Genomic DNA, 25,190 nt, shown 5'->3' with positions numbered 1-25,190 from the left:
TCAGGGACTCACCATGAAACAAACACAACGTCATGACGCGATAATTGAGCTGGTCAAATTGCAGGGCTATGTCAGCACCGAAGAGCTGGTGGAGCACTTTTCCGTTAGCCCACAAACCATCCGCCGCGACCTGAACGACCTGGCGGAGCAGAAGATGATCCTGCGCCACCACGGCGGCGCGGCGTTACCGTCAAGCTCGGTAAACGCCTCGTGGCACGACCGAAAATCGACGCAGACGGCGGAGAAAGAGCGCATTGCCCGTAAGGTGGCCAGCGAAATCCCGAACGGCTCTACGCTGTTTATCGATATCGGCACCACACCGGAAGCGGTCGCCCACGCCCTGCTAAATCATAGTGACCTGCGTATCGTCACCAATAACCTCAACGTGGCTAACACGCTGATGGTGAAGGAAGATTTCCGCATCATCCTCGCGGGCGGTGAATTACGTAGCCGTGACGGTGGGATTATCGGGGAAGCAACCCTCGATTTTATCTCTCAGTTCCGCCTCGATTTCGGCATTCTGGGGATCAGCGGCATCGACAGCGACGGTTCACTGCTTGAGTTTGATTACCATGAAGTGCGCACCAAGCGCGCAATCATTGAGAACTCGCGTCATGTGATGCTGGTAGTTGACCATTCTAAGTTTGGCCGTAACGCGATGGTGAATATGGGCAGTATCAGCATGGTGGATGCAGTCTACACAGATGTGTTGCCGCCGGATGGAGTAATGAAGGTGATTGCCGAACATAACATCCAGCTGGAGTTGTGTCGGGAGTAGCGGTGAGAAGTGCCGGATGGCGCTTCGCTTATCCGGCCTACAAACAATCTGTAGGCCGGATAAGGCGTAGCCGCCATCAGGCATCGGTTACATCTGGAACTGCCCTTTGCTCAGGTCAGTTACGATGGCATTCATTTTGTCTTCCGTCAGCTGATAGTAGCGAATGGAAATCGCGGTAATCAGATAGAAGATAGCCGGTAACACGGTAAACAGAATCAGTACGCCGCGAATCGCTTCGGCGGATTGATGTTCCACGCCAGCCTGATAGCCGTAGAAAGCCAGGCCCCAGCCCGTCAGTGCGCCACCAATTGCCACGCCCAGTTTGATGATAAAAATATTCGCAGCGACGTTCATACCGGTAATACGACGCTGAGTCTTCCATTCGCCGTAGTTGTTGGCATCGGTGATCATTGACCATTGCAGCGGCGCGTTAATGCCCTGCAACACGTTCAGAATAATGTGAACAATAAATGCCGGGATCCAGTATTCCGTTGGCAACACGAGGAACAGCAAGCCAATTAAGGCACTCAGAATGTTTACCCACACGGAAGCGCGGATTTTGCACACTTTTGAACCCAATGGTTTTGCGGCCAGGCTTCCGACCACCGCAGCAACCGTTGTCGCCAGCATAAACATGGAAATAACGCTGCTACCCTGATTCAGGATATATTGCACGAAATAAACCAGTAAGCTGCCGCGCACAACGACGCCACACAACATCGCCAGGTTATAAACCGACAGAATCCACCACTGATCGTTTTTCGCCAGGATTTTCACGTCGCGCAGAATATTCAGGTTCTCTTCTTTCACCGGTTCAATACGTTCTTTGGTGGTCAGGAAGCAGATCAGGAACATAATGCAGCCAATGACACCAAATATCCCCATCGCCCACTGCATACCGCTTGCGCGATCGCCTGGTGCGAGGAAGTCTGCCAGCGGAAGAATCAGCGCCGTACCCATTGCACCGCCAATAGGTGCGATGGCGAAGCGCCAGGATTGCAGAGAGAGGTTTTCAGACGGATCGGCAGTAATGGCCGCACCCAGTGAGCAGTAAGGAATATTAATCGCGGTATACATCAGCGTCATAAATATATAGGCGATAACGGCGTAAATAATTTTTCCTGTCTGATCAAAGTCTGGCGTTGAATAAACTAAAATACAGCTCACGGCAAACGGTACGCAGATAATTAACAGCCACGGACGAAAACGCCCCCATCGGCTTTTTGTCTGGTCTGCAATTGCCCCCATGATAGGGTCGGTAATGGCGTCCAGGACCCTGACAACTAAAAATAATGTCCCCATTACCGCCGGGGGTAAGCCATAAATATTTGTGTAGAAGTACGCCAGAATAGCAACAGAGGAATCGAAAACAATATGGCTTGCGGCATCGCCCAAACCAAATCCAAACTTCTCTTTAGCACTGACTTTTTCGGTTAATGCCGACATATAATCACCCTTTTATAACGTGCCAACTCGCAGCAGTAGTTATAAAAGGTGAGGCGGGGAAGAAATATTCTAATTTTTCACTTCTGATTTATGTTTCTTCTCTAATGTGACGTAGCTATCTCTTCTTAATTAGAAGTATCAATATACAATATATTTTGGTGATAATAATTTACCACCAAAATATATATTAAACGCCATATCCCATCATTTTCAGCAGCTGTTGCGCGTGCTGTACCGCATCCTGACGATGTGCCACGCCCAGTTTCTGGTACAGATTACGGATATGCGTCTTGATGGTCGTGGCGGCCACGTCCAGTTCGCCGGCAATCTGTTCATTGCTGTAACCCGAGTAGATAAGCCCCAGCACCTGCCATTCACGCTGTGTGAGCGGGCTGGTGCGGATGAGCTCCGGCACTTCCGGGTGATTCAGCAGACGTTCGACGAAGTTCTCATCAAAGTGCGCGAACTTATGCCGATGATGCTGATTGATTTCACGCAGAATGCGCTGAGCGCGATGCTGATCGAGTTCCGGCAGTGTGTTGAGCTGAATAAGCTGACGCAACTGCTGCGCCATCGCTTCGCCCTCAATCACAAAGTGGCTGATAAACCCGGTGCGGTTGGCCAGCGTCAGCGCTTCCAGCAGTACGCGCTGGGCTTCGTTTTTCCGCCCTGCCTGCCAGTACAGTTGATTCAACAACAGCAGATTACGGTTGAGATCGCTCATCAGACGCAGCGAACGCGCATTTTCGTTCAACTCTTCCAGCACCATTTCAGCGGCATCAAATTCGCCGAGCAGGATCTGCACGCGGGCGATGTTGCGCCACTGGCTTTGCAGGAAGTGGTTGTTGGCGAATGCCGGTTTTGGCGTATGGCGCAACCAGTTGGCGGCGGATTTTTTGTCGCCAACCATTTGCCAGTAAATTACCCGCACTTTATCGGCGTTAGAGACCCAGTCGCTGTGATACGGGCCATTCCCGAGTAAATTTTCCAGACGGTTCAGGTGGCTGCGGGCATTGTCGAGATCGCCGCGCGCCAGAGAGCATTGTACCAGCAGCGCCAGGCACTGAAGCTGCTGCTGCGGCTGATAGTTTACCAGCACGTCCATGCCGGTGCGCGCAGTGGCTTCAGCTTCATCCAGACGCGCCCACGCCCACAGTAACTGCGCGCGAATGCGCAACAGGAACTCGTGCATTGGCAACTGTTCGAGATGCTGATCGCGGATCAGCTGGAACGCTTTTTCCTGGCACTCCCAGGCGGCCTGCAAAAAGCCCTGGGCAAACAGAATTTCACTTTGTTGGATCAGGCTCCACAGGGCGTAATGCCAGACATCATGACGGCGCGCCATCTGCTCCGTTTGCTGCATCACCGACAGCGACTGCCCCAGTTGCCCTTTGCAGTGAAGCACTTCGCCGTGCACGGAGGTGGCGACGATACGGCTGTAGAAACTGGCCAGCGGCAGCTCATCAAGGGCAACCATCGCCAGACGTTCCGCTTCTTCCGGGTCGCCATCGTTAATTGCCACCTGCGCGCGCAGGGCGTTGAAATCGCCATGCAGGGCTTTGTCCATCTCGAAGTCCATCTCCTGTTCGGCACGCGCCAGCAGGGTGTTAACTTCGCTATAGCGATGCTGGCTCTGCATCAGCCATGCCTGTAACAGCACCAGGCGCGGGTTTTCCAGCAGGCTTTCCCACGGCAGTGCGGAGAGCGACTCTTCCAGCAGCGCGAGTTCGCTGTGATGGAACAGACCCCAGGCGTGATTCAGCAGAATATCGCGCAGCATTTTGGGGTCGCCCGCTGCAAGCGCGTGATGAATCGCCTCGCTCGGGAAGCCTTGCGCCATCCAGCTTTCGGCGGCGGCGCGGTGAATATCAGGTAACTCTGTCGCCAGTTCCCACTGACAACGCTGGCGCAGGAAGCTACAGAACAGCGGGTGATAGTTAAACCATTCACCGGAGTCATCCATGCGTTGCAGGAACAGCCCCTGACGCTCAATCTCTTCCAGCCGCATCTGGCCGTTTTCTTCGCCGGTCACGCGCACAATGAGCGCGTCGTTCATCGAGCGCAGCAGCGAACTTTTCAGCAGGAAATTACGCGTTGCAGGCTCCACGTTATCCAGCACTTCATCGACCAGATAATCGGACAGATGGCTGGCGTTAATGCCGGAGAGACGGCGGGCGGAGTGCTGCGTGGCATTATTGCGCTGACGCGCCGACAGGGCGATCAGCTGTAACGCCGTCGCCCAACCGGCAACGTCGTCACACAGACGGCCACTCTCCGCAAGCTCGATAGGCGAGGTGAGGCGGCAGTCGAAGAATTGTTTGGTTTCACAGTGGTTAAAGGCCAGCTGTTGGCTGCCGATTTCCAGCAGTTGATCGCGCACGCGCAGGTTGGCGATACCCAACTGCGGCAAATTACGCGACAGGACGACCAGCGTCAGGTTTTCCGGCTGATGGCGCAGGAAAAAGCGCATGGCGTCGTGGATCACCGGATTGGTGATCAGATGATAATCGTCAATCACCAGATACAGCGGTTTCTGCCACTCGCTCAGCTCGACAAAAAGCTGAGAAAACAGTGATGACAGGCTCGCATACTGGCGTTTTTGCACCATGTTTTCACTGGCGCTGCAATGGCCGCCCGTCGCCTGCTGAATCGCGGCGATAAGGTAGCTGGCGAACCGTTCTTGCTGGTTATCCCCTTCATCAAGGGAGTACCAACCCAGTTCGTTTTTTCCCGCCGCCCACTGTGAAATGAGCGTCGTCTTGCCATAACCTGCAGGGCTGGTGATCAGCGCCAGACGATAATTGTTCGCGCCTGAAAGCTTCGCCAGCAGCCGTTCCCGAATCACTGTGTGTTCAAGACGGACGGGTCGACTTAATTTTGACGGAATCAACATAGCAATCACTTCACTGTGAGGAGAGAAAAATATTTTTTTAGGGCTCGTAATTAATCAATACAAAGGTCGGCTAAATGACAATTTATTGCAAGTTATGTCCGGTTTTGATGTCTGCGAATTTGCACTCTGTCACAATTCTACTTATTGCCCATTTGAATTACGGAGACCGGTTGCAGGGCGCGTGGTGACTGGGTTTGTCAAAAAGAGTAAAACTCTGAAAAAGCGACAAAGGGCATGGGGTTAATTAAACAACTATTAAATTTATAGTCAGCTGCGCTATTTGCATCATGGATCATCTTATTTTCATTTCAGGTTATTTCATCAGCGTAACTATTTCCTTGCGGCCATAAATTAGGAAAAACACCATTTCATTTTTATGACATACCGCGCGGATATCTTCGTTCTGATAACTGAAACTGCCGCCAGGCAGAATGGATGGCCGCCTGATGCTGGGTAAAATTTGCGCAAATCAGGAATTAGTGAATCATGTAATAGTGTCTGCGATCACATTTTTCGCTCATCCCTGCGACTCCTCCCCGCCTAATCCGGGACGGGATGAGGAAGACACCCAGTCAGCCAGGCAAACTATCACTAACGTTTATGTAAAAAGGACTCGAATTCCCTATGTCACAGCCAACCTTCAATAAAGAACTGTTTCAGGCTGCCCTGACGCGTCAGTGGCAACGATTTGGTTTACAGGCTGCTTCTGAGATGACCTCTCACCAGTGGTGGCAGGCTGTGAGCGGTGCGCTGGCAGAAATGCTGTCCGCTCAGCCCGTGGCGAAACCGGCGAAGGATCAACGCCACGTGAACTACATTTCGATGGAGTTTCTGATTGGTCGTCTGACCGGCAACAACCTGCTGAACCTCGGCTGGTATGAGGGCGTGAGCGATGCGCTCAAGCCGTTCGATATTCATCTGACCGACCTGCTGGAAGAAGAAACGGACCCGGCGTTGGGTAACGGTGGCCTGGGGCGTCTGGCGGCCTGCTTCCTCGACTCCATGGCGACCGTGGGTCAGTCGGCGACGGGCTATGGCCTGAACTATCAATATGGCTTATTCCGTCAGTCCTTTGCCGATGGTCAGCAGATGGAAGCGCCGGATGACTGGCAGCGCGGTAGCTACCCGTGGTTCCGCCACAACGCGGCGCTGGATGTGCTGGTCGGTATTGGCGGTAAAGTCAGCAAAGAGGGTCACTGGACCCCGGCATTCGAAATCACCGGTGAAGCCTGGGACCTGCCGGTACTCGGCTACCGTAACGGCATCGCACAGCCGCTGCGCCTGTGGCAGGCGAAGCACGCGCATCCGTTTAACCTGACCAAATTCAACGACGGCGACTTCCTGCGTGCAGAACAGCAGGGCATCGACGCCGAAAAACTGACGAAAGTACTCTACCCGAACGACAACCATACGGCGGGTAAAAAACTGCGCCTGATGCAGCAATACTTCCAGTGCGCCTGTTCAGTGGCGGATATTCTGCGTCGTCATCATCTGGCGGGCCGCAAACTGCATGAACTGGCGAATTTCGAAGTCATTCAGCTTAACGATACACACCCAACGATCGCCATTCCGGAACTGCTGCGCGTGCTGATTGATGAGCACCAGCTGAGCTGGGATGACGCCTGGGCTATCACCAGCAAAACATTCGCCTACACCAACCACACCCTGATGCCGGAAGCGCTCGAGTGCTGGGATGAAAAACTGATTAAAGCGCTGCTGCCGCGCCATATGCAGATCATCAACGAAATCAACGCGCGCTTTAAAAAGCTGGTTGATAAAACCTGGCCGGGCGACAAAGCCGTATGGGCGAAATTGGCTGTGGTACACGACAAACAGGTGCGCATGGCGAACATGTGCGTGGTCAGCGGCTTTGCGGTGAACGGCGTGGCCGCGCTGCACTCCGACCTGGTGGTGAAAGATCTGTTCCCGGAATATCACCAGCTGTGGCCGAACAAATTCCACAACGTCACCAACGGTATTACGCCGCGTCGCTGGATCAAACAGTGCAACCCGGCACTGGCTGCGCTGCTCGATAAGTCGCTGAAGAAAGAATGGGCGAACGATCTCGACCAGTTGATCAACCTCGAGAAATTCGCCGATGACGCGAAATTCCGCCAGACATACCGCGAGATCAAACAGGCCAACAAAGAGCGCCTGGCTGAGTTCGTGAAAGCGCGTACCGGCATTGAAATCAATACTCAGGCGATTTTTGATATCCAAATCAAGCGCCTGCATGAATACAAACGTCAGCACCTGAACCTGCTGCACATTCTGGCACTGTATAAAGAGATCCGCGAGAACCCGCAGGCAGACCGCGTACCGCGCGTATTCCTGTTCGGTGCGAAAGCAGCGCCGGGCTACTACCTGGCGAAGAACATCATCTTCGCGATTAACAAGGTGGCAGAAGCCGTCAACAACGATCCGAAAGTAGGCGATAAACTGAAAGTAGTCTTCCTGCCGGATTACTGTGTGTCGGCGGCGGAAAAAATGATCCCGGCGGCGGACGTCTCCGAGCAGATCTCTACCGCAGGCAAAGAAGCGTCCGGTACCGGCAACATGAAGCTGGCGCTGAACGGTGCGTTGACCGTCGGTACGCTGGATGGTGCGAACGTGGAAATCGCGGAAGTGGTCGGCGATGAAAACATCTTTATCTTCGGTAACACCGTTGAACAGGTGAAGGCGCTGAAAGCGAAAGGTTACGATCCGCTGAAATGGCGTAAGAAAGACAAACTGCTGGACGCGGTGCTCAAAGAGCTGGAGAGCGGTAAATACAGCGATGGCGACAAACACGCGTTCGACCAGATGCTGCACAGCCTGCTGAAAGGCGGCGACCCGTACCTGGTGCTGGCCGATTTTGAAGCCTACGTGGCAGCGCAGAAACAGGTCGATGTGCTGTATCGCGATCAGGAAGCGTGGACTCGCGCCACTATCCTGAACACCGCGCGCTGCGGCATGTTTAGCTCCGATCGCTCTATTCGCGATTATCAGAAACGTATCTGGCAGGCAAAACGCTAAGGACAGGCCTATGGAAAGCAAACGCCTCGACAATGCCGCGCTGGCGGCGGGGATCAGCCCCAACTATATCAATGCGCACGGTAAACCGCAGTCTATCGGTGCTGACACCAAACGGCGTTTGCTGGACGCAATGCATGCTACCGCCACGAAAGTGGCGGTGACGCCGGTCCCGAACGTCATGGTCTGGACACATGGCAAAAAAATGGCTCTGACGGTTGAAGGTAGCGGTGAGTTTCACTGGCTGCTGACCACCGAAGAGGGCAAGCAGTATCAGGGCGAAGCAACGGGGGGCAAAAACCTGGCGCTGCCCGCGCGTCTGCCTGAGGGCTATCACTCCCTTACGCTGACCCAGTCTGATGAACGCTGGCACTGCCGGGTGATTGTCGCCCCGGAACGCTGCTATGAACCGCTGGCGTTGAAAGAGAAAGAAAAACTGTGGGGCGCCTGCGTGCAGCTCTACACCCTGCGTTCTGAAAAGAACTGGGGAATTGGCGACTTTGGCGACCTGAAGGCGATGCTGCCGGAAATCGCCAAACGCGGCGGGGCATTTATCGGCCTCAACCCGATTCACGCGCTCTATCCGGCGAATCCGGAAAGTGCCAGCCCGTACAGCCCGTCTTCACGCCGCTGGCTGAATGTGATTTATATCGACGTCAATGCGGTGGAGGATTTCCAGCACAGCGAAGAAGCGCAGGCCTGGTGGAAAAAACCGGCCACGCAGAAAGCGTTGAAAGCCGCCTGCGATGCGGTTTGGGTTGACTACACGGCGGTTACAGAACTGAAAATGACCGCGCTGCGTATGGCGTGGACGCGTTTTGCTAAACGCGATGACGCGCAGATGACCCAGTTCCGCAACTTTGTGGAACGTGAAGGTGAAAGCCTTTACTGGCAGGCGGCGTATGACGCGCTGCATGCCAACCAGGTAAAAATCGACAAACTGCGCTGGGGCTGGCCTGCCTGGCCGAAAGCGTATCAGGATGTCGATAGCCCGGAAGTGCGTGCGTTCTGCGCCCAGCATGCCGATGAAGTCGATTTCTACCTTTGGCTGCAATGGCTGGCGTACACCCAGTTCGCGGCCTGCTGGCAGGAAAGCCAGCAACATGACATGCCGATTGGCCTTTATCGCGACCTCGCCGTGGGCGTGGCGGAAGGCGGCGCGGAAACCTGGTGTGACCGCGAGCTTTACTGCCTGAAAGCGTCAGTAGGCGCACCGCCGGATATCCTCGGGCCGCTGGGGCAAAACTGGGGCCTGCCGCCGATGGACCCGCACATCATTACCGCGCGTGCCTACGAGCCGTTTATCGACCTGCTGCGCGCGAACATGAAAAACTGCGGCGCGCTGCGTATCGACCACGTGATGTCCGTGCTGCGTCTGTGGTGGATACCGTACGGTGAAACGGCGGACCACGGCGCGTACGTGCATTATCCGGTGGACGATTTGCTGTCGATTCTGGCGCTGGAGAGTAAACGCCATCGCTGCATGGTGATTGGCGAAGATCTCGGTACCGTACCGGTGGAGATTGTCGGCAAACTGCGCAAGAGCGGAGTTTACTCATACAAAGTGCTCTACTTCGAAAATGACAGCGACAAAACCTTCCGTGCGCCAAAAGCGTATCCGGAGCAATCCATGGCGGTCGCTACCACCCATGACCTGCCGACGCTGCGCGGTTACTGGGAAAGCGGTGACCTGACGCTGGGTCGGGCGCTGGGGCTTTATCCTGACGAAGTGGTGTTACGTGGTTTGTACCAGGATCGCGAACTGGCGAAGCAGAGCTTGCTGGATGCGCTGCACAAATATGGCGTGCTGCCAAAACGTGCCGGGCATAAAGCCAGCCTGATGAGCATGACCGACACGCTTAATCGCGGTATGCAGCGTTATATCGCTGACAGCAACAGCGCACTGCTGGGGCTGCAACCGGAAGACTGGCTGAATATGGAAGAGCCGGTCAATATCCCCGGTACCAGCGATCAGTACAAAAACTGGCGTCGTAAGCTGACCACCAGTCTTGAGCAGATGTTTGCCGATGAACGGGTGAATAAGCTGATTAAGGACCTGGATAAGCGGCGCAAAGCGGCAGGTAAGAAGAAGTAAAAAAAAGAACCCGCCAGATGGCGGGTTCTTTTTTTGTCGGATGACGGTTTACACTTAAACAACCATTCCCAGCAGCAGACAACCTACCAGACCACATACGGAGATGATGGTTTCCAGCATCGACCAGGACTTGATGGTCTCGCCGATAGTCAGGTTGAAGTACTCTTTGAACAGCCAGAAACCTGGATCGTTCACGTGAGAGAAGATAACGCTGCCGGAACCAACCGCGATAACCATCAGCTCTGGGCTCACGCCCGTAGTGGCAATCAGCGGGGCTGCGATACCACCGGCAGTGATGGCCGCAACGGTTGCAGAGCCCAGCGCGATACGCAGCACGGCGGCAATAGACCAGGCCATCAGCAGCGGAGAAACGTTGGAGCCATGCATCATTGACGCGATGTATTTGTCCACGCCGCTATCAACCAGAACCTGCTTAAACGCACCGCCACCGCCAATGATCAACAGCATCATGGCAATGATTTTGATGGAAGAGGTCAGCGTATCGTTCACCTGGTCCATGTTACGACCACGGTTCAGGCCGAACGTGAACACGGCAATCAGGACGGCAATCAGCGTAGCCATTACCGGGTCGCCGAAGAATTCAGCGTACGGCAGCACCGCGTGGCCTTTCGGCAGCACCATTTCTGCAATGGCGCGCAGGGCCATCAGGATGACTGGAACCAGAGCTGTCCAAACGCTCACGCCGAAAGAAGGCATTTCTTCTTCGGTGAAGGTTTTCGGGTTGTGCAGACCTTCCGGAATGGGTTTGTCGATGCTTTTCAGGCAGCGCGCATAAACCGGACCTGCCAGAATCACAGTCGGGATTGCCAGCAGCGTACCGTACAGCAGGGTTTTACCCATGTCTGCGTGGAAGATGGTTGCAATCGCGGTCGGGCCCGGGTGCGGCGGCAGGAAGCCGTGCGTAACGGACAGTGCGGCAGCCATCGGTACACCGATATACAGCAGCGGAATACGCGCGGAAGCGGCGATGGTGAAGACCAGCGGCAGCAACAGAACGAAACCAACCTCATAGAACAGGGCAAAACCGACGGTGAAACCGGTCAGAACCACTGCCCACTGAATGTTTTTGCGGCCGAACTTTTCGATAAGCGTGGTGGCGATACGCTGAGCACCGCCGCAGTCTGCCAGCAGTTTACCGAGCATTGCGCCGAAGCCCATAATCAGCGCAAGGCTGCCCAGGGTTCCACCTACACCGTTTTTGATAGAGACGATGACTTTGTCGAGCGGCATACCCTGCATCAACCCGACGGCGAGCGCCACCAGGATAAGGGCAATAAAGCCGTTCATTTTAAAACGGATCATCAGCAGTAATAACAGGATAACCCCGATAGCTACTATGACTAATGGCATGATGCACCTGGCCTTTAATTTATATGGGTAACGTCATTGTTTCAGTGACAACGTCCAATTGTCCCCTGGAGAGGGTGGACACACTTCATTGCGTCGGAATCTCACTTTTGCCTGCTAAAGGATAGCTGGCTATTGATTTGCGTGACGACGCTATGGGGCGGATGATACGGGTAACATGCAAGAGTGAGAATTACCCAGGCAGCATAAATGTAAAAATTGAGACGGATGTCATACTATTTGCCGGGTTTTTGCAAAGATGTGTATAGGGAATTGCGAGCCATGTTGCGCGGTAACATTACGGGGATGGATTTGTGTGGTGTGAAGCATTTGCCGGATGCGGCTTCGCCTTATCCGGCCTACAAAATCTGCACAACACGTAGACCCGATAAGCAAAGCGCATCGGGCAACAGCAGGCACAGTCACGTAGGCCCGATAAGCGAAGCGCATCGGGCAACAGCAGCACAAACCGTAGGCCCGGTAAGCGCAGCGCCACCGGGCAATCAGGGAAGGGGGGAAAACTTAGTAGTAAGAGTGTTCGCCGCGCTGGTGTTCGGTCAGGTCGCGCACGCCTTTCAGTTCCGGGAATTCAGCCAGCAACTGCTTTTCAATCCCTTCTTTCAGCGTCACGTCTACCATCGAGCAACCGTTACAGCCGCCGCCGAATTGCAGAATCGCGTAACCTTCGTCGGTGATTTCCATCAGCGTCACGCGGCCACCGTGGCCTGCCAGCTGCGGGTTAACCTGCGCCTGAATCATGTACTCAACGCGCTCCATCAACGGCGCATCATCAGACACTTTACGCATTTTGGCGTTAGGCGCTTTCAGGGTCAGTTGAGAACCCAACTGATCGGTAACAAAATCGATTTCCGCATCTTCGAGATACGGTGCGCTCAGCTCATCGACATAGGCGGTGAGTTGTTCAAATTTCAGGGCAGTGTCACTTGCTTCCACCGCATCCGGCGGGCAATAAGAAACGCCACATTCTGCGTTTGGCGTGCCAGGATTGATAACAAATACGCGGATTTGTGTACCTTCTTCCTGATTTACCAGCAGTTTGGCAAAGTGCGCTTGTGCAGCATCGGAAATACGGATCATAGCTTTGGCCTAATAGTTGACTACTTTAGTTGGTTATAATACGCCCATCAGAGGGGGTCTACAAGGTGCGACACAGGCACCATACCTGAACGCTCGCCGCGCCGTTTCGCAAAAGCAGGCGGGAAATTTCGGCGACAGTGCTGCCCGTGGTGACGACATCATCCACAATCACCATATGGAGCCCCTTCACCGGTAATTCAAGCCGGAAGGCATTTTTCAGGTTACGGGCGCGTAACCGCGCGCTGAGCTGGTGCTGGGTGGCGGTTTTTCGCACCCGTTTAAGGGCAAAAGGATGCCAGGCGCAGCCAAGCCATTTTGCCAGCGCCTGACACAACAGGTCGCTCTGATTAAATCCCCGTCGCCAGTGGCGTCGCTGCCAGAGCGGCACGCTGATGAGCCGGTCGGGCCGGGGTAATCCCGACCTTTGCCGCGCGTTCAATAGCATGAGCCGTGCCAGAATCGGGGCGAGCTCCGGCTTATCGCAGAATTTAAATTCATGAATCAAATGACTGAGCAGCGGGACATAATCATTCACCGCGATTAACCGGCTCCAGGGCGGCGCCTTACGCAGGCAGCGCCCGCATACGACGTGCCCGATCGCTGCCGGAAGGCCGCATTGTGGGCAGCGCGGTTGTGTGTTGAATAACGTTCGCGCGCAGCGGGAGCAGACGCCCCATCGTGGGATCGCCAGCGGCATTTGGCATAGCCAGCACAAGCTGTGGACTGTTAGCATATTGCACCTCGAAAGCTGGATGTGGGAACAATAACTGATGAACAACGTTTGGTGGCAAACCAAAGGTGAAGGAGATTGCCATCTTGTGCTGCTGCACGGATGGGGGCTGAACGCGCAGGTGTGGGATTGCATAACGCCGGAACTGAGCGCGCATTTCACGCTGCATCTTGTCGACCTGCCAGGCTTTGGCCGCAGCCGTGATTTCGGTGCAATGTCGCTGGATGCGATGGCGGAGCGTGTTCTTGCACAGGCGCCTGAACAGGCGATTTGGTTGGGCTGGAGCCTCGGCGGGCTGGTGGCGAGCCAGATAGCCCTGACGCATCCACAACGCGTCCAGGCGCTGATTACCGTCGCATCATCACCTTGCTTCTGTGCGCAGGACGACTGGGTCGGCATCAAGCCCGAGATTCTGGCGGGCTTCCAGCAGCAACTGAGTGAAGATTTTCAGCGTACCGTTGAGCGCTTCCTCGCACTGCAAACGCTGGGCACGGAAAGCGCCAGGCAGGATGCGCGTGCGCTGAAAAGCACGGTACTGTCACTGCCGATGCCGACCGTCGAAGCGCTTAATGGCGGGCTGGAGATCCTCAAAACCGCTGATTTGCGTCAGGCGCTGACCTCGCTGGACAAACCTTTCCTGCGTCTTTATGGCCGACTGGATGGTCTGGTGCCGCGCAAAATAGTGCCCCAACTCGATGCCCTGTGGCCGCAGAGTGAATCGTACCTTTTTGCCAAAGCCGCCCATGCGCCGTTTATCTCGCATCCGGATGAATTTTGTCAGGTTATTCGCGAATTTGCCGACGCTAAAATTTAATTTTTGCGTCCACATGGCAAAAGTTTCAAAGCGGAATAATACTTATCCTGCCGGTACGCTCAATGCGTTGATAGCCGTTGCGTACCGCATATAAAACAAAAACTTATATAGGGATAACGTTATGAAACTCGTTACAGGTATTGTCGCGACTCTGGTTATGGGCTCGCTCTCTTTTGGTGCGCTGGCGGCACAAGAGATTCAGAAAGAAGATGTCGCGAAGATGAATCTCACCAAAATTGGTGAAATTACTACTTCGCGCACCACCTCGCCGATGGATGCGAAGCGCGATTTGTCGAAAAAAGCGGATGAGCTGGGCGGGAAGTACTATGTGATTATCGCCGGTTCAAAGAATGAGAAAACTGTGCACGGTAACGCAGACGTTTATAAGTAATTAAAAAAGCGGGTCTTCGGACCCGCTTTTGCCATGAGTGCCTGCATTTTTGCCGGATGGTGCTGCGCTTATCCGGCCTACGGGTAAGCGGATGTTGGCCCATTTTGTAGGCCCGGTAAGCAACGCGCCACCGGGCAGATCAGCACAGCACCCACCACTCGCTCAGGCAGGCGCGCCCTTCCGGGCACTGCTTACAGCTTCCCGACAGACAGCCGTCCGCGTCTTCCTGCACGCGACGCGCTTTACCCATCGCTTCCAGGCGTTCGAGCATGGCATCGATCATCGGCTGCGGCGTGTGTAACTGCGCGCTGAGTTGTGATGCCCCCATGCGTCCCTGCAGTGCCAGCATATCGCGAACCTCAATTAACGATGCCATCGCCTCTCCTTAGTGGCAGCTGCCAGAGGTTTCATGAGCGTGAACGGTTTTGCGCGTCGCCAGCAGATTTACATCCACGCGGCTGCGTGCCCGGCGCAGCGCGCCAATCACTATCACGTTAAACAGAATCACCGCCAGAATGCACACCAGGCTGTACTGCGGGTGTTGTTTGAAGCTGGTGACCTGATAAAACAGCGTTGATAGTGAGTAAGCGATGTTCAGCCCCCACAACACCGAGAAGCCCATCCAGCCGCGGCTGGATTCACGGGCAATTGCGCCCATCACCGAAATGCACGGAATGTAGAGCAGAACGAAAATCAGGTAGCTGTAGGCCGCCGCCGCACTGCCGAATTTGCTGCTCATCACGCCCATCGCGCCGGTCGCCATTTCCCCGTCGCCTTTGCTGGCTTCGATTGGGTTCGCCAGCACGCTCAGGCTGAAGGTGTCTTTCAGGCTCTGCCAGGTTTCATCGGCTGCGCCCAGAAGCTCGTCGGTCAGGCTAAAGGTGGCCGGGTCGAAATCTTCTTGCTGGATATTTTCAGCGGTATAGAGCGTGTTCAGCGTACCGACCACCACTTCTTTTGCCATCGCCCCGGTAAACAGGCCAACCGCTGCCTGCCAGTTGTCTTCATGCACACCAATCGGTTTCAGCAGCGGCGTCAACTGACGGCTCACTGACGCAAGGGCTGAGTCGTTGATGTTATCGACCGCCTGGCCGCTCAGGGAGAAGCTGTTCAGGGCACTCAGGAAAATACTGACGATAACGATGACTTTACCCGCGCGAACCACAAAGCCTTTCAGGCGTTGCCAGGTCTGGATAAACAGGCTCTTGAGATGCGGGATGTGATAAACCGGCAGCTCCATCACGAACGGGGAGGCTTCACCACGCATGATGGTGTATTTGAGCATCAGACCGGTGAGGATCGCCATCACGATGCCCAGTACGTAAAGCGAGAAGACCGCCAGCGCGCCCTGTTGACCAAAGAACGCCGCAGCGAAGACGGCGAAGATCGCCAGACGTGCGCCGCAGGACATAAACGGCGCCATCATGATAGTCATCAGACGTTCACGCGGTGCGTCCAGCGTACGTGCGCCCATCACCGACGGCACGTTACAGCCGAAACCAACAATCAGCGGCACGAAGGATTTACCCGGCAGACCAAGTGACTGCATCAGGCGGTCCATAACAAACGCCGCACGCGCCATGTAGCCGGAATCCTCAAGGAAGGAGAGGAACAGGTACATCATGCCGATTTGCGGTACCAGAGGTAGCACGGTGTTGATCCCGCCGCCAATCCCCTGGGCGAGGAAAATCGTCAGCCATTCCGGGAAGTGCAGCGTTGCGCCAACCCATTGAATGCCATGAATAAAGATAGCGACGGAACCGCCGTCGAAAATAGGCTGCAATGCGCCGCCGATGTTAATCGCCAGCAGGAACATCAGGTACATCACGAACAGGAAAATCGGCAGCCCCAGCACGCGGTTGAGTACGATTTTATCCACGGCAGCGGTGAAGCGGCTTGGCTCGGCGGTGAGCGTATTACTGACGCTATCGCAAATGGCGGAGATGCTCTGGTAACGCGCATCGGCGATATGCAAGGCCGGGTCATCCAGTTCGTCGCTCAGGTTAGCCAGCGCGATATCGAGTTTATCTGCCGCATCGCCCGCATAGGCGCGGCTATAGATATCGCCTTCCAGCATCTGCATACCGAGCCAGTGGCGCTGTTTTGCCGGAATAGACTCCGGCATCGCGCGCGCCAGATTCTCTGCTTCACGCAGTAGCGGCGCGGCGTAGTGCACCAGCTCAATCTCATCGTTGCTTTGGTAGCGGTCAACCGCCAGCTTCAGGGCGTCGATCCCGCGGCCACGCGTGGAAACCAGCGGAACGACCGGGCAACCCAAACGGGCGGAAAGGGCGTCGATATCAATGCGGATTTTCTGTTTCTCCGCGATATCAAGCATGTTGAGCGCCACGATGCAGGGAATGCCCAGCTCAAGGAGTTGCAGCGTCAGATAGAGGTTGCGCTCGAGGTTGGAGGCATCGACGACGTTAATCAGAAGGTCGGCGTCGCCGCTCAGAATATAGTGGCAGGCGATTTGCTCATCGAGCGAGGTTTGCGAGGAGATGGTGGTCAGGGAGTAGGTGCCTGGCAGGTCGACCAGCGTGACGTTGTGGTCGGTCGTTGAAAACGACCCTTCTTTACGCTCGACCGTCACCCCGGACCAGTTACCCACGCGCTGACGTGCGCCGGTTAATTGATTGAATAATGTTGTCTTGCCGGAATTAGGATTACCAATTAAGCCAATGGTTAGTTTTTTCATTTTTTGTGAACTCTATAACAGCTAAATCGGATTAACGAGAAATGGATTCAAGATCCAGAAATTCCAAATCTTTTTTGCGTAGGACTAAACTGACTCGACGCGTTTCAATATGAATGGGGTCGCCTAATGGTGCGACACGTACAACCTGGAAAGAGGAGCCGGGCAGCATACCGAGCGACAGCAATTTCTGACGCCAGGCCGGGCTGATTTCACGGGAGAAGCCAGTAATTTTCCACGCACTATCAGGAGTAAATTGCATAGGGCCTACTTATTTCATCGCGAGTCACTGTCGCGCGGGTTCAACAGAAACGAACGGAAAGGCGCGCGAACATGAGAGAGGTTAATTAATCTACAATACGATGATAATGAGAATGGTTTGTATCTTCAATAGATAAAATGTGACCGGATGTTCTTTCTGAGAATAAAGTGGTGCAAAGTTGATTTGGCTCAAAACAATTCGGGTAAACCGTATGTTTGTTTATTTCGACGAATGTTAATGCGGTGATAATAATGCTAAATATAAAAACAATTAATCTATTTCCGAAATAAAAAGCCCGATAACGTTTATCGGGCCCACAGACGTTTCTGGTTTGTAGGCCGGGTAAGCGCAGCGCCACCCGGCAACACAAACCGCACGCGTTAGCGTTTTTTCCCCATCGCCGCCGCCAGCGCATCCATCATCGCGCTGTTACCCGCAGATTGCGCATCGCGACCGCGTGGTTTTGCTGCTTTGGCCGCCGGGCGATTACCCTGGTTGCGCTCATTGCTATTACCGCCGCGACGGGCGTTGGTTTCACCCGGCTGCTCGTCCAGACGCATGGTCAACGCAATACGTTTACGCGGCAGATCCACTTCCAGCACTTTCACTTTCACGATATCGCCGGCTTTCACCACCGTGTGTGGATCTTCCACAAACTTATCCGCCAGCGACGAGATGTGAACCAGGCCATCCTGATGCACGCCGATATCCACAAACGCACCAAAGTTGGTGACGTTAGTGACCGCGCCTTCCAGAATCATCCCCGGCAACAGGTCATTCATGGTTTCTACGCCATCAGCGAACTGCGCGGTTTTAAACTCAGGACGCGGGTCACGGCCCGGTTTTTCCAGCTCTTTAATGATATCGGTGACGGTTGGCACGCCGAAACGCTCGTCGGTGAATTCAGAGGCTTTCAGGTTACGCAACTCGCTGCTGTTGCCCATCAGATCTTTCAGAGCCTGCTGAGTCCGCGCCAGGATACGCTCGACCACCGGATACGCTTCCGGGTGCACCGTTGAGGCATCCAGCGGGTTGTCGCCGTGGTTAATACGCAGGAAGCCCGCGCACTGCTCGAACGCTTTTGGCCCCAGACGGCTGACTTTCAGCAGTTGCTGACGGTTCTGGAACTGACCGTTCTCATCGCGCCAGCTGACAATATTCTGCGCCATCATGCGCGTCAGGCCCGCCACGCGAGTCAACAGCGGAACGGAAGCGGTATTCAGGTCTACGCCAACGGCGTTTACGCAGTCTTCCACCACCGCATCCAGCTTACGCGCCAGCGAGGTCTGGCTAACGTCATGCTGATACTGGCCGACGCCGATGGATTTCGGGTCGATTTTTACCAGCTCGGCGAGCGGGTCCTGCAAACGGCGGGCGATAGAGACCGCGCCACGCAGAGAAACGTCGAGGTCCGGGAATTCCAGCGCCGCCAGTTCAGACGCGGAGTAAACCGATGCGCCTGCTTCGCTGACGATCACTTTCTGCGCCGTCACTTTCGGGAACTGTTTCTGCACGTCGAGGAAGAAACGCTCCGTTTCGCGCGAGGCCGTACCGTTACCGATAGCGACCAGCTCAACGTTATGCTTCTCGCACAGCGCCGCGACTGCAACGGCTGCTTTCGCCGCCTGACCGGTATGCGGGTAGATGGTGTCGGTGGCCACCAGTTTGCCGGTGCCATCAACAACGGCCACTTTCACGCCGGTACGCAGGCCCGGATCGAGGCCCATCGTCGCGCGCAGGCCCGCAGGCGCCGCCATCAGCAGGTCGTGCAGGTTACGGGCGAAGACGTTAATTGCTTCGTCTTCCGCGCGCTCGCGCACGGTGCCCATCAGTTCGGTTTCCAGGTGCATCAGCACCTTGATGCGCCATGTCCAGCTCACCACGCCTTTGCGCCAGCTATCCGCCGGGGCGTTGTTCAGGCGCAGGCCAAGGTGATCGATAATAATCTGTTCGCCGTGGCTCTCTTTTGGCGGCTCGTCGAATTGCGGGTCGGCATTCAGCGAGAGTTGCAGGATGCCTTCGTTGCGGCCACGGAACATCGCCAGCGCGCGGTGAGACGGCACGGTAGAAATCGGTTCGTGATGGTCGAAGTAGTCGCGGAATTTCGCGCCTTCTTCCTCTTTGCCTGACACCACGGTCGCCACGATGTGGGCGTTTTTCCACAGATAATCACGCACTTTCGCCAACAGGCCCGCGTCTTCAGCAAAACGCTCCATCAGGATATAGCGTGCGCCATCCAGCGCGGCTTTGGTGTCTGCCACGCCTTTGTCGGCGTCGATAAATTTGGCGGCTTCCGTTTCCGGGTCATGCGACGGTTCGTTCCACAGCAGCTCAGCCAGCGGTTCCAGCCCGGCTTCAATGGCGATTTGCCCGCGCGTGCGACGTTTTTGTTTATACGGAAGGTAAAGGTCTTCAAGCTCGGTTTTGCTGAGGGTGTCGTTGATGGCTTTTTCCAGCGATTCGGTGAGTTTACCTTGCTCGCTGATCGACTTAAGAATGGTCTGGCGACGATCTTCCAGTTCACGCAAATAGCCCAGTCGGGATTCCAGATTACGCAGCTGCGTGTCATCCAGACCGCCGGTGACTTCCTTACGATAACGTGCAATAAACGGCACGGTATTCCCATCATCAAGCAGGCGAACGGCGGCTTCCACCTGTTCTGCGCGTGCCTGAAGTTCACCCGCAATAATGCGGCAGAGCGAATCATTCATCATGGTGTTGTCATCTGTTGGGTCGAAAAATCAGGGGATAGTTATACGGATTGACCGGCAAAAATGCCAGTCGCCACCGTATTCTCTCGGATTGTTCCAGGCGCGCTACTTCACATATTCGATCTCATTGATGTACCAGCTCGCCTCACCGGCGGGCGTTTGCACCACGGCCAGATCGCCAACCTCTTTTTTCAGCAGGCCGCGCGCCATCGGCGAATCAATTGAGATGTAGTCGTTACGACCAAATATTTCATCGTAGCCGACAATGCGAAAGCGCTTCACATCGCCGTCGTCGTTTTCAATTTCCACCCACGCGCCAAAGAAGACTTTGCCTTCCTGCTGCGGTGAATAATCGACAATCTTCAGGTTTTCCAGACATTTGGTGAGATAACGCACGCGGCGGTCGATTTCACGCAGGCGCTTTTTGTTGTACTGGTAATCGGCGTTTTCACTGCGATCGCCCAGACTTGCTGCCCAGGTCACTTTTTTGGTGACTTCCGGGCGTTCCTCGCGCCAGAGGTAATCCATCTCTTTTTTCAGTTTTTCATACCCTTCACGGGTAATTAAAGGCGTTTTCATCCGCGTTTCCTGCCTTCTGCTGGCCTGTTGGAAAGCACAAAAGAGTCCAACAGGATGAATAATGTGTCTTATGATTAAATGTATACTTAAGCCGCTGTAAAATATGCTTTGTAACAATTTAGCCTGGAATTTATACCAGATTTAACTGGTGACCGGCTTACGCTTTTTTAAGAATACGCACTGATAATTGTTGCGAACCTTTGGGAGTAAAAACAATGCAAGAGAATTATAAGATTCTGGTGGTCGATGACGACATGCGCCTGCGTGCGCTGCTTGAACGTTATCTGACCGAGCAGGGTTTCCAGGTTCGAAGTGTAGCCAACGCCGAACAGATGGATCGTCTGTTAACCCGCGAATCCTTCCATCTTATGGTACTGGATTTAATGCTGCCAGGCGAAGACGGTTTGTCCATCTGCCGCCGTCTGCGTAGCCAAAGCAACCCAATGCCGATCATCATGGTGACGGCGAAGGGCGAAGAAGTTGACCGTATCGTCGGCCTGGAAATCGGCGCTGACGACTATATTCCTAAACCGTTCAACCCGCGTGAACTGCTGGCCCGTATTCGTGCGGTGCTGCGTCGTCAGGCGAACGAACTGCCGGGCGCGCCTTCTCAGGAAGAGGCGGTGATTGCCTTTGGTAAGTTCAAGCTGAATCTCGGTACGCGTGAAATGTTCCGTGAAGACGAGCCGATGCCGCTGACCAGCGGGGAATTTGCGGTACTGAAAGCGCTGGTGAGCCACCCGCGCGAACCGCTCTCCCGCGATAAACTGATGAACCTGGCGCGTGGTCGCGAGTACTCCGCGATGGAACGTTCCATCGACGTCCAGATCTCCCGTCTGCGCCGCATGGTGGAAGAAGATCCGGCCCATCCACGCTATATCCAGACCGTTTGGGGCCTGGGTTACGTCTTTGTCCCGGACGGTTCTAAGGCATGAGGCGATTGCGCTTCTCTCCGCGAAGTTCGTTTGCCCGCACGTTGTTGCTGATTGTCACCTTGCTGTTTGTCAGCCTGGTGACAACCTATCTTGTGGTGCTGAACTTCGCGATTTTGCCAAGCCTCCAGCAGTTTAATAAGGTCCTCGCCTACGAAGTCCGTATGCTGATGACCGATAAACTTGAGCTGGAGGACGGTACGCAGCTGGTGGTACCGCCTGCGTTCCGTCGCGAAATTTACCGCGAACTTGGTATCTCACTCTATTCCGATGAAGCGGCGGAAGAGGCGGGGCTGCGCTGGGCGCAGCATTACGAATTTTTAAGCCAGCAGATGGCGACGCAGCTGGGTGGCCCGACGGAAGTACGCGTCGAGGTTAATAAAAGCTCGCCTGTCGTCTGGCTGAAAACCTGGTTGTCTCCCAACATCTGGGTGCGCGTTCCCCTTACTGAAATCCATCAGGGCGATTTCTCGCCGCTGTTCCGTTACACACTCGCGATCATGCTGCTGGCAATAGGCGGTGCGTGGCTGTTTATCCGTATTCAGAACCGACCCCTGGTTGACCTTGAACACGCTGCACTCCAGGTTGGTAAAGGGATGATCCCGCCGCCGCTGCGCGAATATGGCGCGTCGGAAGTGCGTTCGGTAACCCGCGCCTTTAACCATATGGCCGCAGGCGTCAAACAGCTGGCCGATGACCGTACCTTGCTGATGGCGGGCGTCAGCCACGACCTGCGCACGCCGCTCACCCGCATTCGTCTGGCGACGGAGATGATGGGCGAGCAGGACGGCTATCTGGCGGAATCGATCAATAAAGATATCGAAGAGTGCAACGCGATCATCGAACAATTCATCGACTACCTGCGCACCGGGCAGGAGATGCCGATGGAAATGGCGGATCTTAATGCTGTACTGGGCGAAGTGATCGCCGCCGAAAGTGGTTATGAGCGCGAGATAGAAACCGATCTCCAGGCAGGAGAAATTCTGCTGCGAATGCACCCGCTCTCTATCAAACGCGCGCTGGCCAATATGGTGGTGAACGCCGCGCGCTACGGCAACGGCTGGATCAAAGTCAGCAGCGGCAGCGAACTCAATCGCGCCTGGTTCCAGGTGGAGGATAACGGCCCGGGAATTAAACCCGAGCAGCGCAAGCATCTGTTCCAGCCGTTTGTGCGCGGCGACAGTGCGCGCAGCACCAGCGGCACGGGGCTTGGGCTGGCGATTGTGCAGCGTATTATCGACAACCATAACGGTTTGCTGGAAATTGACACCAGCGAACGTGGCGGCCTGCTGATTCGTGCCTGGCTCCCGGTTCCGGTGGCGCATGTGCATGGGCCGGTGAAAGAGAGTTAGCGCGCGTCGTCGGTATTGCCTGATGGCGCTACGCTTATCAGGCCTACAAAAACTGAGCTGGTTGGCCCGGCAACAGGCGGGCACACTCGCTAAACCCTGGCCAAAAAAAATCCCCCAACCTCACGGAAGGGGGATTTCATCATCTCACCAGACCGATTACAGCTTTGGCCCAGCGCTTACCAGCGCGGCACCTGCCGGAGTATCGGTATATTTCTCGAAGTTCTCGATAAACAGTTTCGCCAGCGCGGTGGCTTTTTCCTGCCACTGTTCCGGGGAACCGTAGGTGTTACGCGGGTCGAGAATATGCGTATCCACGCCCGGCAGCTCGGTTGGGATCTGCAAATCGAACATCGGCAGGGTGAAGGTTTCTGCGTTATCCAGCGAACCGTTCAGGATGGCGTCTATAATGGCGCGGGTATCTTTGATAGAGATACGTTTGCCGGTGCCGTTCCAGCCGGTGTTGACCAGGTACGCCTGCGCGCCAGAAGCTTTCATGCGTTTCACCAGCACTTCTGCGTACTGCGTTGGGTGAAGCGACAGGAATGCCGCGCCGAAGCAGGAGGAGAAGGTTGGGGTCGGTTCGTTGACACCACGCTCGGTACCGGCCAGTTTGGCGGTAAAGCCAGACAGGAAGTGGTACTGCGTCTGGTCAGCGGTCAGACGAGACACCGGCGGCAGTACGCCAAACGCATCCGCCGTCAGGAAGATTACTTTGGTGGCGTGGCCCGCTTTGGAAATCGGCTTCACGATATTATCGATGTGATAAATCGGGTAGGAGACGCGGGTGTTCTCGGTTTTCGAGTTGTCGTCGAAATCGATGGTGCCGTCGGCGCGTACCACCACGTTTTCCAGCAGCGCATCGCGGCGAATCGCGTTGTAGATTTCCGGTTCCGCTTCTTTGGAAAGCTTGATGGTTTTCGCGTAGCAGCCGCCTTCGAAGTTGAAGACGCCATCGTCATCCCAGCCGTGCTCGTCATCGCCAATCAGGCGGCGTTTCGGGTCGGTAGACAGCGTGGTTTTGCCGGTGCCGGAAAGACCAAAGAAGACCGCCACATCACCTTTCTCACCGACGTTTGCCGAGCAGTGCATCGACGCGATGCCCTTCAGCGGCAGCAGGTAGTTCATGATAGAGAACATCCCTTTTTTCATTTCGCCGCCGTACCAGGTGCCGCCAATCAACTGAATGCGCTCGGTCAGGTTAAAGGCAATGAAGTTTTCAGAGTTCAGACCCTGCTCTTTCCACTGCGGGTTGGTGCATTTCGCGCCGTTCATCACGATAAAGTCTGGTTTAAAGGTTGCCAGCTCTTCTTCGGTTGGGCGAATAAACATGTTTTTGACAAAGTGCGCCTGCCAGGCCACTTCGGTGATGAAGCGCACGGAAAGACGGGTATCTTCGTTTGCGCCACAGAAAGCGTCGATGATAAACAGACGCTTGCCAGAAAGTTGATTTGAAACGAGTCCTTTCAGGTGCTGCCAGGTTTCCTGAGAGAGCGGCTTGTTGTCGTTCTTTCCTTTGCCTTTATCAGACCACCAAACGGTATCACGCGTGGTATCGTCACGGACGATATACTTATCTTTCGGGGAACGGCCGGTAAAGATACCGGTGTCGACGTTGATAGCACCAAGATTGGTCAGGACGCCACGCTCGTAACCTTCCAGGTTAGGATCAAGTTCTTCCTGATACAGCGTGTCGTAATCCGGATTGTAGACAATCTCCTGTGCGTCGTTGATACCATAAGCCTTGAGATCCTGCGGAGTTAAACCATTGCGCATTTCACTGCTCCTTAGCCAATTGTATTGCTACAAATTCTATGGGTATTTTAGGGGTGTTGACCGCGACCAGGCTCATAGATTTACGTATCCCGACAAAACGTCTACTTACGAATTCATTGTGACTCCTGTCACGAAGCGGCACCGATTATGGCAGGAAAATGACTTGAATTGGGGTAAATGTTCTTAATTGGTTAAAAAATGGTTTAAAATACGATGTTTATGTGAATGTAATCGCATTTCTGAAAGAAAATTACGTAACCC

18 protein-coding genes are annotated in these 25,190 nt (G+C 54.8%); 7 read left to right on the top strand and 11 right to left on the bottom strand.

What is annotated here, in order from left to right:
• Positions 1 to 13 precede the first annotated feature (13 nt).
• A complete protein-coding gene (locus AC1MKH_RS22780) occupies positions 14 to 778 on the top strand; it encodes a DeoR/GlpR family transcriptional regulator (protein ID WP_231826021.1) in 765 nt (254 codons plus the stop codon).
• A gap of 87 nt (positions 779 to 865) precedes the next feature.
• On the opposite strand, the gene AC1MKH_RS22775 is transcribed toward AC1MKH_RS22780, so the two are convergent.
• Together AC1MKH_RS22775 and malT are read right to left on the bottom strand one after the other, a co-directional pair.
• A complete protein-coding gene (locus AC1MKH_RS22775) occupies positions 866 to 2,224 on the bottom strand; it encodes a glycoside-pentoside-hexuronide (GPH):cation symporter (protein WP_276218767.1) in 1,359 nt (452 codons plus the stop codon).
• A gap of 187 nt (positions 2,225 to 2,411) precedes the next feature.
• Positions 2,412 to 5,117: an HTH-type transcriptional regulator MalT gene (gene malT / locus AC1MKH_RS22770; RefSeq protein ID WP_276218765.1), complete on the bottom strand. Its 2,706-nt coding sequence runs from the start codon at positions 5,115 to 5,117 to the stop codon at positions 2,412 to 2,414.
• Between the two features lie 624 nt (positions 5,118 to 5,741).
• Between malT and malP the strand changes: the two genes are divergently transcribed.
• Together malP and malQ are read left to right on the top strand one after the other, a co-directional pair.
• A complete protein-coding gene (gene malP / locus AC1MKH_RS22765) occupies positions 5,742 to 8,132 on the top strand; it encodes a maltodextrin phosphorylase (protein WP_276218763.1) in 2,391 nt (796 codons plus the stop codon).
• Between the two features lie 10 nt (positions 8,133 to 8,142).
• Complete coding sequence (malQ, locus tag AC1MKH_RS22760) at positions 8,143 to 10,224, top strand: 4-alpha-glucanotransferase (protein ID WP_276218761.1); 2,082 nt, start codon at positions 8,143 to 8,145, stop codon at positions 10,222 to 10,224.
• Between the two features lie 54 nt (positions 10,225 to 10,278).
• On the opposite strand, the gene gntT is transcribed toward malQ, so the two are convergent.
• From gntT to gntX, 3 genes are all read right to left on the bottom strand, one after another.
• Complete coding sequence (gene gntT / locus AC1MKH_RS22755; RefSeq protein ID WP_149464137.1) at positions 10,279 to 11,595, bottom strand: gluconate transporter; 1,317 nt, start codon at positions 11,593 to 11,595, stop codon at positions 10,279 to 10,281.
• Between the two features lie 519 nt (positions 11,596 to 12,114).
• Complete coding sequence (gene nfuA, locus AC1MKH_RS22750; protein ID WP_015962666.1) at positions 12,115 to 12,690, bottom strand: Fe-S biogenesis protein NfuA; 576 nt, start codon at positions 12,688 to 12,690, stop codon at positions 12,115 to 12,117.
• 58 nt (positions 12,691 to 12,748) lie between these two features.
• The gene (gene gntX, locus AC1MKH_RS22745; protein ID WP_276218759.1) at positions 12,749 to 13,423 is read right to left on the bottom strand and encodes a DNA utilization protein GntX; all 675 of its coding nucleotides are present in this window, start codon (positions 13,421 to 13,423) and stop codon (positions 12,749 to 12,751) included.
• A gap of 37 nt (positions 13,424 to 13,460) precedes the next feature.
• On the opposite strand from gntX, the gene bioH reads away from it, so the two are divergent.
• Both bioH and AC1MKH_RS22735 read left to right on the top strand, forming a co-directional pair.
• Positions 13,461 to 14,234 (top strand): pimeloyl-ACP methyl ester esterase BioH, encoded by a 774-nt coding sequence (gene bioH / locus AC1MKH_RS22740; protein WP_276218758.1) that lies wholly within the window; start codon positions 13,461 to 13,463, stop codon positions 14,232 to 14,234.
• A 121-nt stretch (positions 14,235 to 14,355) separates the two neighbouring features.
• Complete coding sequence (locus AC1MKH_RS22735; protein WP_149464140.1) at positions 14,356 to 14,625, top strand: YdgH/BhsA/McbA-like domain containing protein; 270 nt, start codon at positions 14,356 to 14,358, stop codon at positions 14,623 to 14,625.
• Positions 14,626 to 14,764: 139 nt separating this feature from the next.
• Here the strand turns inward: AC1MKH_RS22735 and feoC are convergent, their stop codons facing one another.
• From feoC to greB, 5 genes are all read right to left on the bottom strand, one after another.
• The gene (gene feoC, locus AC1MKH_RS22730) at positions 14,765 to 15,001 is read right to left on the bottom strand and encodes a [Fe-S]-dependent transcriptional repressor FeoC (RefSeq protein WP_015962670.1); all 237 of its coding nucleotides are present in this window, start codon (positions 14,999 to 15,001) and stop codon (positions 14,765 to 14,767) included.
• 9 nt (positions 15,002 to 15,010) lie between these two features.
• A complete protein-coding gene (feoB, locus tag AC1MKH_RS22725; RefSeq protein WP_276218754.1) occupies positions 15,011 to 17,323 on the bottom strand; it encodes a Fe(2+) transporter permease subunit FeoB in 2,313 nt (770 codons plus the stop codon).
• A 31-nt stretch (positions 17,324 to 17,354) separates the two neighbouring features.
• Positions 17,355 to 17,582, bottom strand: a complete 228-nt coding sequence (gene feoA, locus AC1MKH_RS22720) for a ferrous iron transporter A (RefSeq protein WP_015962672.1) — start codon at positions 17,580 to 17,582, stop codon at positions 17,355 to 17,357.
• A 380-nt stretch (positions 17,583 to 17,962) separates the two neighbouring features.
• Positions 17,963 to 20,296, bottom strand: coding sequence for a Tex family protein (locus AC1MKH_RS22715; protein WP_276218752.1), 2,334 nt, complete (start codon positions 20,294 to 20,296; stop codon positions 17,963 to 17,965).
• Between the two features lie 102 nt (positions 20,297 to 20,398).
• Positions 20,399 to 20,872 (bottom strand): transcription elongation factor GreB, encoded by a 474-nt coding sequence (gene greB, locus AC1MKH_RS22710; protein ID WP_015962674.1) that lies wholly within the window; start codon positions 20,870 to 20,872, stop codon positions 20,399 to 20,401.
• Between the two features lie 215 nt (positions 20,873 to 21,087).
• Here greB and ompR point away from each other — a divergent pair, with 215 nt between their 5' ends.
• Both ompR and envZ read left to right on the top strand, forming a co-directional pair.
• Positions 21,088 to 21,807 (top strand): osmolarity response regulator transcription factor OmpR, encoded by a 720-nt coding sequence (ompR, locus tag AC1MKH_RS22705; protein WP_001157751.1) that lies wholly within the window; start codon positions 21,088 to 21,090, stop codon positions 21,805 to 21,807.
• Positions 21,804 to 23,156 carry a two-component system sensor histidine kinase EnvZ gene (envZ, locus tag AC1MKH_RS22700; protein ID WP_015962675.1) on the top strand — a complete coding sequence of 451 codons (1,353 nt, stop codon included), beginning with the start codon at positions 21,804 to 21,806 and terminating at the stop codon, positions 23,154 to 23,156. Before ompR ends, envZ begins: the two co-directional genes overlap by 4 nt.
• Positions 23,157 to 23,312: 156 nt before the next feature.
• On the opposite strand, the gene pckA is transcribed toward envZ, so the two are convergent.
• Complete coding sequence (gene pckA / locus AC1MKH_RS22695; protein WP_276218737.1) at positions 23,313 to 24,929, bottom strand: phosphoenolpyruvate carboxykinase (ATP); 1,617 nt, start codon at positions 24,927 to 24,929, stop codon at positions 23,313 to 23,315.
• Between the last annotated feature and the right edge of the window lie 261 nt (positions 24,930 to 25,190).

This window comes from Pseudocitrobacter sp. CD920760, from assembly GCF_057782505.1.
The sequence above is the reverse complement of the archived record's forward strand: the minus strand, read 5'-3'. Positions and strand labels throughout refer to the sequence as shown.